The organism is Echinicola sp. 20G (assembly GCF_015533855.1).
Classification (GTDB): Bacteria; Bacteroidota; Bacteroidia; order Cytophagales; family Cyclobacteriaceae; genus Echinicola.
This window is the reverse complement of sequence record NZ_AP024154.1, coordinates 2,596,772-2,613,806: the sequence shown is the minus strand read 5'-3', so window position 1 is coordinate 2,613,806 and position 17,035 is coordinate 2,596,772. Positions and strand designations below refer to the sequence as shown.

Annotated in this window: 14 protein-coding genes; 4 read left to right on the top strand and 10 right to left on the bottom strand. The window is 39.1% G+C overall.

Annotated elements, in window-relative coordinates:
- Positions 1–234: 234 nt before the first annotated feature.
- Positions 235–1,773: a BCCT family transporter gene (locus JL001_RS11030; protein ID WP_200976132.1), complete on the top strand. Its 1,539-nt coding sequence runs from the start codon at positions 235–237 to the stop codon at positions 1,771–1,773.
- Positions 1,774–1,779: 6 nt separating this feature from the next.
- On the opposite strand, the gene JL001_RS11025 is transcribed toward JL001_RS11030, so the two are convergent.
- Positions 1,780–2,151, bottom strand: a complete 372-nt coding sequence (locus JL001_RS11025) for a DUF983 domain-containing protein (protein ID WP_200976131.1) — start codon at positions 2,149–2,151, stop codon at positions 1,780–1,782.
- A 156-nt stretch (positions 2,152–2,307) separates the two neighbouring features.
- Between JL001_RS11025 and JL001_RS11020 the strand changes: the two genes are divergently transcribed.
- Complete coding sequence (locus JL001_RS11020; RefSeq protein ID WP_200976130.1) at positions 2,308–5,268, top strand: DNA polymerase III subunit alpha; 2,961 nt, start codon at positions 2,308–2,310, stop codon at positions 5,266–5,268.
- Positions 5,269–5,277: 9 nt separating this feature from the next.
- Here the strand turns inward: JL001_RS11020 and JL001_RS11015 are convergent, their stop codons facing one another.
- A complete protein-coding gene (locus JL001_RS11015) occupies positions 5,278–6,414 on the bottom strand; it encodes a 1-acyl-sn-glycerol-3-phosphate acyltransferase (RefSeq protein ID WP_200976129.1) in 1,137 nt (378 codons plus the stop codon).
- 133 nt (positions 6,415–6,547) lie between these two features.
- Entirely contained in the window at positions 6,548–7,087 is a 540-nt protein-coding gene (locus JL001_RS11010; RefSeq protein WP_192007985.1) for an inorganic diphosphatase, read from the bottom strand.
- A gap of 159 nt (positions 7,088–7,246) precedes the next feature.
- Here JL001_RS11010 and JL001_RS11005 point away from each other — a divergent pair, with 159 nt between their 5' ends.
- The gene (locus tag JL001_RS11005; RefSeq protein WP_200976128.1) at positions 7,247–7,957 is read left to right on the top strand and encodes an SIMPL domain-containing protein; all 711 of its coding nucleotides are present in this window, start codon (positions 7,247–7,249) and stop codon (positions 7,955–7,957) included.
- Between the two features lie 31 nt (positions 7,958–7,988).
- Here the strand turns inward: JL001_RS11005 and JL001_RS11000 are convergent, their stop codons facing one another.
- From JL001_RS11000 to JL001_RS10985, 4 genes are all read right to left on the bottom strand, one after another.
- Positions 7,989–9,071, bottom strand: a complete 1,083-nt coding sequence (locus JL001_RS11000) for a hybrid sensor histidine kinase/response regulator (protein ID WP_200976127.1) — start codon at positions 9,069–9,071, stop codon at positions 7,989–7,991.
- Positions 9,061–11,136: a 7TM diverse intracellular signaling domain-containing protein gene (locus tag JL001_RS10995; RefSeq protein WP_200976126.1), complete on the bottom strand. Its 2,076-nt coding sequence runs from the start codon at positions 11,134–11,136 to the stop codon at positions 9,061–9,063. Before JL001_RS10995 ends, JL001_RS11000 begins: the two co-directional genes overlap by 11 nt.
- Positions 11,137–11,217: 81 nt before the next feature.
- Positions 11,218–11,904: a hypothetical protein gene (locus tag JL001_RS10990; protein WP_200976125.1), complete on the bottom strand. Its 687-nt coding sequence runs from the start codon at positions 11,902–11,904 to the stop codon at positions 11,218–11,220.
- A gap of 6 nt (positions 11,905–11,910) precedes the next feature.
- The gene (locus JL001_RS10985) at positions 11,911–13,005 is read right to left on the bottom strand and encodes a ThiF family adenylyltransferase (RefSeq protein WP_200976124.1); all 1,095 of its coding nucleotides are present in this window, start codon (positions 13,003–13,005) and stop codon (positions 11,911–11,913) included.
- Positions 13,006–13,257: 252 nt separating this feature from the next.
- Between JL001_RS10985 and JL001_RS10980 the strand changes: the two genes are divergently transcribed.
- Positions 13,258–13,731 carry a response regulator gene (locus JL001_RS10980; RefSeq protein ID WP_200976123.1) on the top strand — a complete coding sequence of 158 codons (474 nt, stop codon included), beginning with the start codon at positions 13,258–13,260 and terminating at the stop codon, positions 13,729–13,731.
- 37 nt (positions 13,732–13,768) lie between these two features.
- Here the strand turns inward: JL001_RS10980 and JL001_RS10975 are convergent, their stop codons facing one another.
- From JL001_RS10975 to JL001_RS10965, 3 genes are read right to left on the bottom strand one after another with little or no spacing between them, the layout of a single operon-like run.
- Positions 13,769–14,986: an alanine dehydrogenase gene (locus JL001_RS10975; RefSeq protein ID WP_200976122.1), complete on the bottom strand. Its 1,218-nt coding sequence runs from the start codon at positions 14,984–14,986 to the stop codon at positions 13,769–13,771.
- Between the two features lies 1 nt (position 14,987).
- Positions 14,988–15,410, bottom strand: coding sequence for a tRNA (adenosine(37)-N6)-threonylcarbamoyltransferase complex ATPase subunit type 1 TsaE (gene tsaE / locus JL001_RS10970; protein WP_200976121.1), 423 nt, complete (start codon positions 15,408–15,410; stop codon positions 14,988–14,990).
- A gap of 6 nt (positions 15,411–15,416) precedes the next feature.
- The gene (locus JL001_RS10965; RefSeq protein WP_200976120.1) at positions 15,417–16,979 is read right to left on the bottom strand and encodes a bifunctional response regulator/alkaline phosphatase family protein; all 1,563 of its coding nucleotides are present in this window, start codon (positions 16,977–16,979) and stop codon (positions 15,417–15,419) included.
- Positions 16,980–17,035: the final 56 nt, after the last annotated feature.

Genomic DNA, 17,035 nt, shown 5'->3' with positions numbered 1-17,035 from the left:
ATTGCTATTCTTAATTTACCCTTTATTTTAATCATGTTATCCCCTATTTTGTCAATAGAGAATATTAGCTAAAAGCAAAAATGATGTTTATTGAATATAACACTCCCCTCTCTTTATACATCTACTAGCTATATAGATTTCCAAATCGGTAAAACAAAATAAACTAGGTTAGTGACACTAATGCAGATAATCAGAATTTTATTATAATACCAACTACCTTAACCCCTATTTGGTTTGAAAAAATCCCAAAACATCTTTGATACACCATTACGAAAAAGTGTTTTTTGGCCACCGTTTATTCTGATATCCTTAGCCGTATTGGTCAGCATTTTTGCTGAAGGTATTTTTAAAAGGTCTATGGAACTCATCAATGAGTTTATCTTGACAAATTTCTCTTTGCTTTTCTCCTACACCTCTTTTGCGATGGTAGTCACCTGTATTCTCGTTATTTTTTCTCCATTGGGCAAAATCAAAATAGGAGGTAACAAAGCCCAACCAAAATTCAGTAAACTAAGCTGGTTTTCAATTATCCTATGTACCACTGTGGCGGTAGGCATTTTGTTCTGGGGGAGCGCAGAGCCCCTATTTCACTTTCTTCACCCACCCGACTTCAAGTACTTTCCCAGTGGATCTCCAGCAGCCAAACAGTTCTCCATGGGAGCAATCTTTCTACATTGGGGATTTACTCCTTACGCCATCTATTGCATCCCGGCATTAGGAGTCGCTTTGGCCGTTTATAATTCCCAACTTAAATTCAGCTTAAGCAGCCCTTTATCACCTATTCTGGCGCAAAACGGTCGCAATAAAATTTCCAACAGTATAGATATGGTCTGTCTGTTTGCTTTGGTAACAGGAATGTCCGCATCTCTTGGGGCAGGGATTTTAAGCATCTCAGGTGGCTTAATGGACCAATGGAATAGTCTTGACAAAGAGTTTCTACTGCTTGGAGTCACCTTGATCATCATGGTTACATTCATTGTCTCCGCCTCCTCAGGAATAAACCAAGGGATCAAGAATCTAAGCCAAATCAACTTCTACTTTTTCTTGATTTTTAGTTTGCTAATTTTCTCCCTAGGCCCTACTGTTCCAATTCTAGAAGATAGCCTTTCAAACGTTAAAAGCTATGCACAAAACTTCCTTCCTTTAAGCCTCCAGTGGGGAGACATCAAAGGTAGCGAATGGAGTCAATCTTGGTCCGTATTTAACTGGGCCAACTGGATGGCATGGGCACCAATATCTGCTCTGTTTTTAGGCAAAATTGCTTACGGAAGAACAGTCCGCGAATTCATTCTGTTTAACTGGATTTTCCCTACCATATTTTGCCTGACATGGATGAGTATTTTTGGAGGCAGCACACTATTTTACGCCAACCAAGACCCCGACCACTTTGATCAGCTATTGAATCAGTCCGGCCCTGAGTCTATCATTTACGAAGTGTTTTCTAACATTGGCTGGTCCAATATTTTGGCCCCGGCCTTTATCCTCGCCATGTTTATCAGTTATGTCACGGCTGCTGATTCGAGCACAGAAGCAATGGCCTCCTTGAGCATGAAGTCATTTTCTTTAAAGGACTTTGACTCGGACACTAGTTTAAAAGTGATTTGGGGAACACTAGTTGGCCTCCTAGCATGGGTCATGGTAACCTTTGCCGGTATTGACGGTGTAAAGATGCTGTCCAGCCTTGGTGGACTTCCTGCTCTTTTTTTACTGATTGGCATTACCATCAGTATCAACAAAATGATGTGGCAACCCCAAAAATATTTCAAAAACTAAGCTTCTTTAGACCTTTGGGTCATATTTGATTTTTCCCGCTGCATATAAATACAAGACTTTGGAATAGCGGAGCATGATGGGTAACAACAAAACATTTGCTACCCCCACAGCCACAATGTACACCCATAAGTCAGGATCGCCGAACACATAGTTCAAAATAATCATCACATTGATAACCAAGGCTACGGAAAGTGCATAACTCACATACATGGCCCCATAATAAAAGTCCGGCTCAGGCTCCAACACCACACCACAATGAGGACAGTTGTGGTTCACCGTTGATAACTTTCTAAAGCTAATAAGAGAAACTGGAAAAAGATTGCCTTTATGGCATTTGGGACATTTTGCCGCCAGCATGGCTGCACCTGAACTCTTCATACTTGAACTATTTTTTACTACCCAAAGATAACAAGAAAGGTGCTTTAAACCACATATCGAACAAGAATTCCTTCCCCCTAAACAAGCATGTAGTTTATAAAAACAACTTTAAAATGTTTGTAAAATAAACATTATATTTGTAAATATATTTCTGCTATGTATATCAATTGCCATTCTCACTTTAGTTTTAAATATGGCACCATGTCCATTTCCCAATTGATCAAAGAAGCCAAAAGTAAATCCATCAACACCTTGGCCTTGACAGACATCAATTGCACAGCTGGAGTATATCCATTTTTAAAGGAAGCCGAAGCTGCAGGCATCCATCCGGTAATTGGGATAGACTTCAGAAATGGCATTGAGCAGCAATACATAGGACTTGCCAAAAACCACCACGGATTTTTTGAAATCAACCTCCATCTTTCTTTTCACAAAAGGAAGAATACCCCCTTTCCTAAAAAAGCACCCAAATGGCAACATGTAGCCATTATCTATCCGTTTTCTCAGCAATATTTTGAATTGGGCGCTAACGAATATATAGGCATCCACCCGGATCAAATTAAAAAGGCACTTCGGTCCACATGGAATCAGCAAAAGCACCGCTGGGTATTACTACAGCCCGCTAGCTTCACCACTCAGCAATCATTCAATATCCATCGACTTTTGCGCTGCATTGAACTCAATATACTTTTAAGCAAACTACCACAGACAGAACAAGCCAACAAAACAGATCAACTTTACACCCTTCCCGACTTAGTTGACCGCTGCGAAAACCAATATTGGCTTCTTCAAAACACACAAAAGCTATTAAATAGCTGCAACTTCTTTGAGGACTATCAAAAAGTTCATAACAAAAACGGAATTTTAGGCACAGAGGAAAAAGATCTGGAATTGCTCCGAGAACTGGCCTATGATGGAGCCGAATCCAGGTATGGTACACCTTTGAGCGAAAATCAAACGTCTAGAATAGAAAAAGAGTTGGACATCATCTGGCAAAAGGATTTCGTCTCCTACTTCCTGATCAATTATGACATCATAAAATATGCTCGAAAAAAAGGGTTTTACTATGTAGGAAGAGGAAGTGGGGCCAATAGTATCATTGCTTACTGCCTATTTATCACTGACGTGGATCCCATAGAGTTAGACCTTTATTTCGAAAGGTTTATCAACCTGTACCGCTCCAGCCCGCCAGACTTTGACATTGACTTTTCCTGGCGTGACAGGGATGAAATCATTGAATACATTTTCAATACCTATAACACTAAAAAAGCAGAGCATGTATGCCTACTGGCTACCCACAACACTTTTCAGGTCAATTCTGCCATCAGAGAACTCGGAAAGGTCTTTGGGCTACCCAAAACAGACATTGAAGCCCTGATCAACTATGTTTCTAAGCCCGGAAATTACGTTCCCGACAAGCTCGGGGAGTTGGTTCTAAAATACAGCCATTTGATTCAAGGCATGCCAAACCACCTGAGCATTCATGCTGGGGGAATTCTCATTTCCCAGCATCCTATCCACTATTACACTGCTACAGACCTTCCTCCAAAAGGCTTCCCCATCACCCATTTTGACATGGTTACCGCTGAGGAAATTGGCTTTGCAAAATTTGACATACTAAGCCAGAGAGGTTTAGGGCATATTAAGGACAGCCTGGAGATCATCCAACAAAATCGCGGAATAGAAGTGGACATTCACCAAATAGCAGCCTTCAAGAAAGACCCCAAGATCAAACACCACTTATGCAAAGGACATACGATCGGGGCTTTTTATGTGGAATCACCAGCCATGCGCATGCTCTTGGCCAAACTTGAGGCAGACGAATACCTAGGGCTAGTAGCTGCCAGTTCCATCATCCGCCCAGGCGTAGCAAGGTCCGGTATGATGCGGGAATATATCTTAAGACATCGTAAGCCCGAAGAAAGAAAATCGAGAGCTCACCCCATACTCTACGATCTCATGCCCGAGACTTATGGGATCATGGTCTATCAAGAAGACGTTATTAAAGTCGCCCACTATTTCGCTGGCCTATCCTTTGATGAAGCAGACGTACTTAGAAGAGGCATGAGTGGCAAATTCCGTTCCAAGGCTGAGTTTCAACGTGTCAAAGAAAGTTTCTTTAAAAAGTCCCTGGAAAAAGGAAGGGACACAAAAGTCACTTCTGAAGTGTGGTTTCAAATTGAAAGTTTTGCAGGTTACTCCTTTGCCAAAGGTCACTCAGCTTCTTTTGCCGTAGAGAGCTATCAGAGTCTGTACCTCAAGGCCCATTTCCCCTTGGAATTCATGGTAGGTGTGATCAATAACTTTGGAGGGTTTTATAGAACCGAATTTTATATCAGGGAATTAATGGCTTGTGGCGCAAACGTCGAACCTCCCCACATCAATGAAAGCATCTACCTTACTTCCATTCAAGGAAAAACAGTATACCTTGGCTTTATACACTTAAAGTTCCTCCAAAAAGACGTCATCAATACGATATTGAAGAGTAGGCAGCTAGAAGGTTCCTTCTTGGATTTAAAGGATTTTATTAGCCGAATAAACATCAGTTTGGAACAGTTGCTGATACTGATTCGAATTGATGCATTCCGCTTTGTGGCAAAGACCAAACAAGCCCTACTTTGGGAAGCCCACTTTTTACTCAACAAACAAAAAACAAAAATACCCTCTACCCACTTATTTAGACAAGTTGGTCTAAGAGACATGCAAGTCCCCATACTAGAAAAAAACGATCCCCGACAGGACATTCTAGACCAACTGGAAATCATGGAATTCCCTTTAAAAGATCCTTTCCTCTTGCTTAAAAATAACGATGTCCCCGACACAAATGCCAAGGACATTGCCCAATATATTGGGAAAGAGATTCAAATAGTGGGCTATCTGGTCACCGTAAAGTACACCAGGACCGTAAAAGGAGACACAATGAACTTTGGAACTTTTCTAGACAGAAACGGGGATTGGATCGACACTGTCCACTTCCCTCCTGTAGTAAAAAAACATCCCTTGACAGGCAAGGGAATTTACTTACTTGAAGGAAGAGTCAGTGAAGAATTCAATTTCTACACATTAGAAATCAGCTCTTGTCAGCGACTTTCCTATTGGAATGCCGCAGAGGAATAATTAAACCTTCTACTCCTTCACTTTCAAAGCCTCTTGATTGGTTACAGGATTCGCATACATTGCCAAAAAATTCCTTACAGCAACTTCATCTTTCATATCCACCCCACTTTTCAGCCTTTCCTCAAACGCTTCTTTTTCATCAGCACTATACTCACCAGCAAACTGATCACTATTATTCAACAAATCATGAGCTATATAATTGGTTGGCCAAAGCTTATAGTTCGCAATAATCTTATCATCTATCACGTCACACAATGCCTGAAATTGTTTATTGGGAGAATCCGCTGACTTTACAATCAAGTCAATTTCCTGATCCAGCGCCGTATCCACATGGATATGGATTCGCTTCTTCTGGCCAATTATCCCATTCAGTAGCGTAATAAAATCCTCATTCTTTTCCTTGACATACACCTCCTCGCGTGATTTGGCCATTAACTCCGGCATTTTCAGCATATCTGTGGGATCATATTCATAAGAAATAGAAACCGGAACGATATTTAGCTGCTTAAAGTAATCCATTTCACTCTGCTCTCCCCTAGCCATGGATATCATCTTCAGCACCCCCTTGTGTGTTGCATCATTTCCATCCTTGGTCCGGCCTTCTCTTTGAGCTATCCATACAGAACGGTTTTCATGCATCAGGAGCTCCTGAATATAAGCTGACATTAGTTTGGAACTCTCCAGTAGCTCTCTGGCAGGCAAACCCCGCTGAACAATGAAATTCCTGGTCAACCTGGACAATGCCATCAAAAATGGTTTCTTCACCAAATTGTCCCCAATAGCAGAAGAAGTCATCATCTGACCATTATTATACAAAGTATAGTTCAGCAAAGATGTATCCAATATGATATCCCGGTGATTAGAAATAAAAAGGTAAGCTGTATGCTGATCCAATTTATCAAAGCCTGAATAGCTCAATCCTTCAGAACTTTTTTTAAGCACCATCCGGATGGCTGGGTAGATAAAGTTGATCTGAAAATCACGAATGGAGTGTGTTCTGCTCAATTGCTTCTTCCATTCTTTATCATCCATCTCTGGAAATGTGAAATTCATGATGGCCTTCATCATAGGATCGTCAACTATCCCCAGAATGGCTTTGTTGACTTCAGTATCATAAAATGGTCTTATATGATCAAACTTGGACATGCAGCGTATAATTTACAAAGCCGCAAATTACAAAAAATATGGTGTTGATCAGCTATTCTGGCAGCTAAGTTTCCGCCAAATAGCCCTTACATCCATTTTAAAAAAAGAAGGCTGTCCGAAGACAGCCTTAGTATTATTTCTGATTTCTGAAATTCTTGTCATAAAGATCGATGCTTTCACGAATAATACGCATGGCATCTTCCTTACCCAGAAAGTCCTCCACCTTCACTTCTTTGTTCTCCAACTTTTTATAATCTTCAAAGAATCGGTGCGTCTCTTTCATCAAATGAGGAGGAAGCTCATCTATGTCATTGATATAATTCACGGACTGATCATCTGCCGCTACAGCAATGATTTTGTCATCCGCTTCACCACCATCAACCATTCTCATGACTCCAATCACCTTTGCTTTTACCAAAGTCATAGATGGAATATCTATCTGAGAAATGATCAAAATATCCAATGGGTCATGATCTTCACAAAAAGTTTGTGGGATAAAACCATAATTAGCAGGGTAATGAACAGCTGAAAATAAAACCCTATCCAAAATCAACATGCCGGTCTTCTTGTCCAGCTCATATTTTCCTTTACTTCCTTTAGGGATTTCAATAACGCCCATCACATATTCAGGAGCTTCGTCTCCAATGTGAACGTCATGCCACGGATTAATCATATTAAAAACTTTTTTTATACATGCTAAATGAATCGATCGGCAAATTACTGCCATTTATGAAGTTAACAAAGCAAAAAAGTGGAATTTGATATATTTTTATCTATTGAATGTTATACTGGCTCAAGTTTTGACGTTAGGGTAGTAAAACTGAGTACTACTATGAAAAAAGCATTCTTATTATTTGCAGTTATTTTAATAGGCAGCATGGCCGCATTTGCCCAAACTGTATCAAATACAATTCAAGTTACCGGGAAAAGCGAAATTTCCATTATCCCTGATGAAGCCATCGTCATGGTCAACATACAGAAAAAATCCCTAAAAGCTTCTGATGCCTCAGCCATGCTCAATAAGAAAATCAAGGAAGTAGAAAATTTAGTCAAGAAAAGTGACATTAAAGATTATAAAATTACGACCGAAAACTACCGCGTAAACATCAACCGAATCTATAGAGACGGCAGCGCAAAGGACAGTGGTTATATCGCCTCTCAGACTGTAAAAATAAAATTAGAGAACCCTAAAAATGACATTGTCAAATTAGTGGAAAACCTAAATAACATTGAGGAAATCATGTACGATGTGTCTTTTTCCATATCTGATGAAATGACCAAAACTTACGAAAAGGAACTTTTAAAATCAGCCCTCCTGGATGCAAAGGAAAAAGCTTTACAAATTAGTGAGACCATGGAGTTAGGCGAATTAAAGGTGCATAACATCAATTACAGTTCAAGCCAGTCAAATTATCCAAGGCCGGTTCAAATGGAATACATGAGAGCTCAAAAAAATATGTCAGATGGTGCCTCCCCTACCTTCACTCCTGAAGAGCAAAAACTCTCTGATGAAGTGCATGTCACATTTAAGTTTGTCGATTAATAGAATAAAAGCCCCGATCGGGGCTTTTATTCTATAATGATGGGATGGTAATCCGAAACTCTGTCCCTTTCCCTAAGCTTGATATCAACTCTATTTTTCCTTTGAGTTGCTCCACTGATTCTTTCACCATATACAAGCCTATTCCTGAACCCACATTTTTCTGTGTTGCCCTATGAAACAAATCAAAAACCTCTTCTTGGTATTTTTCATCTATACCAATTCCGTTATCAGCTACTTTGATCAATGCTGAACCGTCAGCTACTTCTACATTAATCTTGATAAATTTATCTATTGCCTCTTCATTCTGGAATTTGTAGGCATTGCCAAATAAGTTATTAAAAATCACCCTTAGTTTTGCTTCATCGGAATTAAACTTTTCATCTTGCTCAACATTAATCTCTACATTGATTCCGTTCATGTCCCACTTACTCATGTAGGCCTCATATTGCTCTGCTAGCAACTCCTCAAAATTGATGGAAGTAACCACGTTATCTATCTTCGTGGATCTATAAAAATCCAGCATCTTATAGATAAAGTCATCTAACTTTACAGTAGCTGAATCTATCATTTCAAAGTACTCCAAAATCGCCCTGTCAGTACTTTCCATTTTAGCAAGCTTAGACACACCTGAAATACTCATCAATGGCCCCCTGAGTTCATGGGAAAGGCTATAAACAAACTGGTTCATCTCAGAATGCATTTTTTCTAGCCTAGCATTCTTCTCCTTTAATTCCTTTCTAGTAAAAAAGATATCAGCTGCAGTTTTAATAGCGTTTTTAATCTGCTCGATATTCCACGGTTTATCAATAAACCTATACACCTCACCTTTATTAATGGCATCAATGACACTAGCAATATCCGAATATCCTGTAAGCAATATTCTAATCGGATCTGGCTTTATCTTTACTAATTTCTCAAAAAATTCGACACCTGTCATACCAGGCATTCTCTGGTCAGCGATCACTACATGAATCTCATTGTTTTGAGCCACCTCCAATCCTTCTTCAGCATTTAAGGCTGTATAAATCTTAAAATCCCTTCGCAAACTGGCTTTAAAGGAATTAAGGTTATTATCCTCGTCATCCAAATACAATACATGAATTTTACTGCTCATTTCGTGGTGTCTTTTGATAAATAGGCAAAATAATTACAAACTTGGTTCCCCTCCCTTCTTCTGAAAAAACATCCAATGTTCCTTGGTGATTTTCTATTATTTTATAAACAATCGATAAGCCTAGGCCAGTACCTTTTCCAACAGCTTTGGTGGTGAAAAACGGTTCAAAAATTCTTTCCTTCACATGCTCTGGCATTCCAGGCCCATTATCCTCAATCTCTAGTTTCACCGTGGACTCATTAGAGGAGGTGGTAATATTAATAGCAGGATTTTCATTTTTAGCCCCCTGTTCTAATAAGGCCTGAATAGCGTTGCTAATGATATTCATAAACACTTGGTTGATCTTTCCAGCCAAACATTCTACCATAGGAACTTCCCCATAAAACTTGTTTACTTCAATCTTACCCATGGTACTATTGAGGAGAACTAATGTACTATTTATACCATCATGGAGGTCCACTTTTTTGACATCCTGTTCATCCACTCTAGAAAAAAGCCTTAGCCCTTTTACAATTTCAACAGTTCTTTTGGCCCCGTCTTCCATCCCTTTCAGGAGCATCGAAATCTCCTCTATCAAATAATCAAACTCAAGATCTTCTTCCAAATCTTCAAGTTCTTTCCTAGAACTTTCTGAAAACTCTTCTTTACCTTTCTCTCGATAAGCCTCCACGATTTCTAATACATCTTTCACATCTCTCTTCAATGGAGATATATTGGAGCTAACAAAGTTTATGGGATTATTGATCTCGTGCGCAATCCCTGCCGTCAGTTGCCCTAAAGAAGCCATTTTCTCTTGATTGACCAATTGAGTCTGTGTATTTTGAAGGTTCTTTAGAGTCTGCTCTAGCTCTTCAGTTCTCAATTTAACCTTTTCCTCCAAAATAACATTCTGTTCTTTGATTAACCTTTCATTTTCTTTCAAGGCTTCTAGCTTACCATGTTGCTGTTGCTCTTTTTCTTTTTTCAATATATTAATTCGATTGGCCAATGCCAAAGAAAGTAATATTGCTTCTACTGCTGTACCAATAAGCATGGGATAACTGGAAAGATCGCCCAAAGGTTCTATCCCCTGATTCCTTAAAACGAAAATCACCACTCCAAATAAAAAGAATGCCCAAGCAACCAAAAAGTATATCGCTGGACGATACCCTTTCCAAGCCGTCACAATTGCCGAACAAAAGAAAAAGATAGCAACCATCATACCAGCCAAGTCAGTCATTTTGTAGCTGACATCTATAAACGATAGCAGTCTGACGATCAAAATTGCAAAATATAGCACCCCAATAAAAATCAAAACTTTGTCCAGTTTTGGAATTAGTAATCGGGTTTTTAAAAAAGATCGAATAAACATTACTGCAAAAACCCCTGACAAAGCAGAAAAGATGATTATACTTTGTTCATAAAGCCTGAAATTGGACTTGAATATAATAGTGGATGCATAGCCCGCAAGTGAAAGCTGGGCCAAAGAGATAAAAAGTGTATAGCAACAATAGATCAAATACACTTTATCCCTGACAGAAAAGTAAAGAATCAAGTTGTAAAGAAATAATGCCAACATGATCCCAACGTAAATATTCGCTAGCATCATTCTCCTTGACACCACCATCTTGAAAGCATCTACTTCATAAACTGAAGTCTCAAATGATATGGGTTCCTCCGCAAATACCTTATAAACAAACTCCCCGGTTTTGCTTTCGTCAAGATCAAAATAAGGGTTTAATTGATCCAGTTTCCCTTCCTTATCTTTAAAAGTACCCGCAACTCCAAGAGACTTATAAATACCATCGTAATCCTTCTCAAAGACCTCTAAATAACGAATTGTCGGCCCTCTCACTTCCAAAACAGCCTCAACTCCCGAGTTCAGCAGCCCATCTTGATCGATTATTGCTTTGACAAAAACAGTATCTTGACGAATCCCCAGGTCTAGCATCACACTTGAATCAAACTCTTCTAATATTGATGCATTGGCAATATCATTATTGCTCACATCCAATAGCTGATAGTGGTTTACCTTGATTTCTTTTTTTCTTGCTTCAGAGAGCTTGCTGCCGCAGCCGCTAACCATCAATAAAAGTAAAAAAAAGCTAAGTAATGTTAGCTTTTGACAATCTGTTCTTGTTTGATAAAATAACTCCATAAAAGTTGGCTATATCTTTAGATCATACAATATCGTAAATTCTCCTTTGGGACTTGTCTCCTCTGATGAATGAACGGGATTATTTTTTAAATAAAATATTTTTTCTCTTTCATCACACTTTGCGTTGGGCAGTTCTCTTATGTTCTTAATATCCAAAATTGTCGCTATCAATCCTTCTTTTGGATACAAAAACGTTCCATTATCACCTAAACCTTCTATTATTTTAAAACCAAGTCTCTGGCAATTTTGCAATGTAAAAGGAGAACAAAAGCCCATCAGGCAATCAAGGTCAAGCAATGAAGCTACTGCCACTCCAGCCCTAATCAGAAAAATACTACCTATCCCGTAGCCAGCAATCTCTTTGGAGTTCCAAACTCCACAGAGCTCTGCCACTTGCTGCCCTTCATACTTGGACATATAATCTACTATCCTAGTGTCTTTCTCAATAATGGCAGGCTCCAAGGGCAAATTATATTGACCATTCTTGATCTGAACTCTTCCTCCTCCAAACACCTTGGTTCCATCTTCTGACTCTACCACTAACAGATAGACATTTGGATTTTCAGCCCAAGACCTATCTGCTGAAGTGATCTTTGTAACTCCGTAAGCCTCCAATACTGAAAAATGCCCGTCAATGTATTTATCCGTAGTGATTTTGTCACTAATGGACCTCACCGCCCTAATCCTGACCCTCATCCTTTACTACTCTTTTAAAAAAGCGTCTAGATCAACATAAAACCTTTTAGAAGGAACATCTTGATTTAGTAGAATCATTCTAGAATAATGTGCGCCCATTGCCCCTCCCATGATCACGGAAGAAGCTAATTGAGGCCAAGTAGTAATGGTCTTGCCAATTTCACTCATGCTAAATTTTAATCTTTCTGATAATTGCTCAAAATGCAAAATTGATAATAAAATCTCCCTATAATTATCTACTAAATTATCCGCTAATCTACTTTCTTCTCCAAATTTTTTCAAAAAACCATGGAAAACAGGTCGTTCAGGCTCCAAATCAAACCGTTCAACATCCATCATCCCCTTGTCACTGGTATCCATTATTACAGGAATACCCATTGACTTTGCTTTGATTCGACTGCTAATTTTTACAGGCAAGCTATCACACTCCTCAACCAACAAGTCTAAGCCTCCATCACTTTCAAAAAAATCATCGATGTTCTCATTGGTAATTCCTTCATCATAAATCACCACTTTGAGAAATGGATCTATCTCCGCTATTTCTCTAGAAACCACCCAAACTTTCTTTAGTCCTAAACTATAAAGACCTGTCCTGATCCTATTGACATTACTCAGCTCGAGCGTGTCAAAGTCCGCAATTCTTAATTCTCCAAATGATCTTTCCATTGCCAAGCTAAGCGCCACACTCTGCCCTACAGAAAGCCCGATCACACCTATCTTTTTTGTATACAGCAATTCCTGCTCCTCTTGAGTGATTTTGTACCGGTTTCTTGACGTCCGAAGACTGATAAAATCCTTCTCCTCCAAAACCCGAATCAGTTGCCTGCGCCAATGGTAATACACCCAATTCCCATACCCATCTCTTGAATTAGTCAAAAAATAGTCTTTGACCCTTTGAGACAAATCCTCCTGAGTCAACTTTTCTGTTGGATTATTGATTTTGATTAATTCAGCTAATTGGACGTCTAACTGATCAATTTTCTCTATTGATGGATCTTCCAAAAGTTGTGAAAGGACACTATTGTCTCTACTGTTGGAGGTTGCAGGCATAACAAGGGCTTGGTAATTAATATTTACCCCTTCTATATTCTCTAAAATCATTTAAGTTTGTTGGCGCTTTTTAGGTAATTAATGCAAGTAAAGTTATATTATTGCTGTTACAAATAAATGAAAAATCAAAAAAATTGATTTAACAAGCCTAAATAAAATCAATAGATTTCGTTATTTTGGACTTAGAAAAAATCTTTAGATATATATTTGTACCCTAAATTACACCGTTCGTTTCAATTTTATTAAGACCACATCGGCTATTCACAGTACTGACTGTGCGGTAACCAAAATATTTAACTTCAAATGAGTGACGCAGATAGAGAAAAAATTAGAATTTTGTATGTCGATGATGAAGACAATAACCTTCAAGCCTTTAAGGCTACTTTTAGAAGGGAATATAAAGTTCATCTAGCCATTTCTGCTGAAAAAGGCCGGGAAATACTTAACAACAACGAAATTGACATCATTATTACTGATCAAAGAATGCCAGAAGAAACCGGTGTAGACTTCTTAGCATCAGTTATTCCCACACACCCCGAACCAATTCGTATATTACTAACAGGTTACACTGATATCCAGGCCGTAATCGATGCAATCAACAAAGGCCAGGTTTACCATTATCTGACTAAGCCTTGGGAAGAAGAGTATATGAAAACAGTGATCAACAATGCTTTTGAAGTATATTCCTTAAGAAAAGAGAATAAAAAACTAACGGATGACTTGCTAAAAGCAAATGAGCAACTTGAATTTTTGCTAAGGCAAAAATTGCTTTCCTAATTTCAAAAAGAAATATTTTAAAAATCCCGAACCTTGATTAATACCTGGCTGCCAGCAGCAACTGAAGCTCCTTATGATTCATTTGGAATTTTCTAGCCAAGTGTGCATTTGTCAAGCTTCCTCGATAAGTGTACACTCCCTTCATAAACCATTTGTAATTAAAAATCATCTCCTCTGCCCCTCCGTGGTCAGCCATTTGGAGTAAAATAGGGGTGAAAATATTGCTCAGGGACACTGAGGCCGTGCGGCAAACTCTAGAAGCGATATTAGGAACACAATAGTGAATCACATCATATAAAGTAAATACAGGATGATCATGGGTGGTCATTCTTGAAGTTTCGAAGCAGCCCCCTTGATCGATACTTACATCGATCATAATACTTCCCGGCATCATTGCCGACACCATTTCCTCCGACACCACTACCTTGGCCCTTCCTTTTTCTGCTCTTAAGGCTCCGATCACCACATCCGCTTCTTTTAAAGCTTCCCCTAAAGTGTAATTATCGATAGTGGAAGTATAGACTTGTTGGCCAAGCAACTGCTTTACCCTTCTTAGCTTATAAAGGTGATTATCAAAAATCTTAATATTTGCCCCCAATCCTAATCCAGTCCTGGCGGCATACTCGGCTACCGTGCCCGCTCCAATAATCACTACATTGGTAGGAGGAACTCCAGTAATGCCTCCGAGAATCAATCCTTTCCCCCCTGATTTTGAACTACTCAAATATTCAGCAGCAATCAGCATCACTGTACTTCCTGCAATTTCACTCATGGCCCTCACCACAGGCATCCCTCCTACCTTATCCTCCAAGTGCTCAAATGAAACAGCAGTAATTTTTTTACGATTGAGGGTATGAATGTAATCTGCGCTTTGCTTTCCAAGCTGAAGGGCTGAAATCAAACAGCTACCGGGCTTCATGTAATCAATTTCCTCCTCTGAGGGTGGTTCTACCTTCAGCACCACTTCAGCCTCAAAGGCCTCCTTGGCCGAATAGACTACTTTGGCACCTGCGTCAGCATACTCCTTATCTGTAAACTTGGACGGTTTCCCTGCGCCAGACTCCACCATCACCCGTTGATTGTTATTGACCAATAAAGCTACTGCTTCAGGAGTAAGCACCACTCTTTTTTCCTGTAATTCATTCTCTTTTGGCAGCCCCACCAAAACCGAATGATCAGAAGTTTTTACTCTAGCCAATGCTTCCTTGGGATAAATCCCAGCCTCTTTGCTAATTTCAGCCATTTTAGCGCCCATCTTAAATTCTTTTTATCCTCATCTCCCTAAATCCTTCTTCATTAACTTCAATTGAAATCAAGTAAAATTCCTCAGGAAGATAATCAGGGATTTTCTCAGCCCATTCTATCCAACAATAATTTCCACTGTAAAAATATTCATCTACCCCTATTTCCAACACTTCTTCCTGCTCTTCAATTCGATAAAAATCGAAATGATAGAAAGTCTTCCCTTCATGGTTGAGGTATTCGTTTACTATCGAAAATGAAGGACTACTTACCAGATCTCCCACGCCAAACTCTTTGGCGATAGCTTTGATAAGTGTTGTCTTACCCGCTCCCATATCCCCCTTAAATACCCAAATAGGTACATCTTTACAATTTTCAACAACTTCCTTAGCTACAGAGGGCAGCTCACTGATGTCTTCACAAATAATTTTCTTCAAGCTCTTCTAATACTGCTTTGGTGACAGATGCATAATAGGAACAATCACTTCCTCCAAAGAAACCCCTCCATGTTGGAAAGTATCTCTGTAGTAATTTACATAATAATTGTAATTGTTCGGATATGCAAAGAAATAATCTTCTACTGCAAAAACATAACTTGTAGACACATTAAAGCGAGGCAATTTGGCATCTTCCGGTCTGGCAATCTCAAAAACCTTCCCTGACTCAAAGTTCAGGTTCTTCCCTTGCTTGTACCTTAAGTTGGTGGTCACTTTTCTATCTCCTATGATTTTATATGGCCTATTTACTTTTTTGGTACCATGGTCAGTAGTCACAATCACTTCACATCCTGATTCGCTGACTTTCTTAAACAACTCAAAAAGTGAACTGTGAAGAAACCAACTTTCGGTAATGGAACGATAAGCTGATTCGTCTGGTGCCAGCTCTCTTATCATCTTCATATCCGTTCTAGCATGAGACATCATGTCCACAAAATTATAGACCAAAACATTCAAATCATTATTCATCAAATTAGGAAACTGATCCAAAACTGATTTCCCCTGGCTAGCTTGGAGGATCTTATGGTAACTGGACTTTGCTTGAATCCTGTTCTTCTGCAAATTTATCCTCAGAAAATCAGCTTCATTGTTATTTTTACCTTCATCAGTATCTTCTCCTTCCCATAAGTCCGGATGAAATCTTGCCATGTCCAAAGGCATCATACCACTGAAAAGCGCATTTCTGGCATAAGCTGTAGTGGTAGGCAAAATACTATAATAGGTATCTTCTGACTTTACATTGAAATAGTCACTCAAAATCGGCTCAATAATCTCCCACTGATCCAGCCTCAAGTTATCTATCACCACAAAAAACAAAGGCTTATCATTTCCCTCCAAAGCAGGAAAGACCTTCTCCTTCATCACCCTATGTGACAAAATAGGTTTATCGGAATCGGCATCATTCAACCAATCCAAATAATTGTCCTTAATAAACCTGGCAAAGTTGGCATTGGCTTCAGCTTTCTGGGTGTCCAAAACCTCCTGCATGCTTTTATTCTCTGTCTTATCTATTTCCAGTTCCCAATAAGTCAGACGCTTGTAAATATCTGCCCATTCTGCATGATCAATGGCATCATTATAGGCCATACTGATCTTAGAAAAATCTTGCTGGTAGGACAAGTTGGTCTTTTCACTGATCAACTGCTTATTCTGAAGAATTTTCTTAACCGAAAGCAAAATCTGGTTTGGGTTAATGGGTTTGATCAGGTAATCCGCGATTTTACCTCCGATGGCATCATCCATGATATGCTCCTCCTCACTCTTTGTAATCATCACAACCGGAGTTTGTGGCTTGAGGATTTTCACTTGCTGCAGTGTCTCCAACCCCGTCATTCCCGGCATCATTTCATCTAAAAAAATCACATCGTAATTGGATGATTCTACTTTTTCTATGGCATCGTTACCACTGTTTACAGTAGTGATGTCATATCCTTTTTGCTCTAAGAACATGATGTGAGGCTTCAACAAATCGATCTCATCATCAGCCCAGAGAATTTTAAATTTTTGCATCTTTTGAGGTTTAAATCTTATAAATTTATAATTACTTTTGATTTCTATCAACTAAT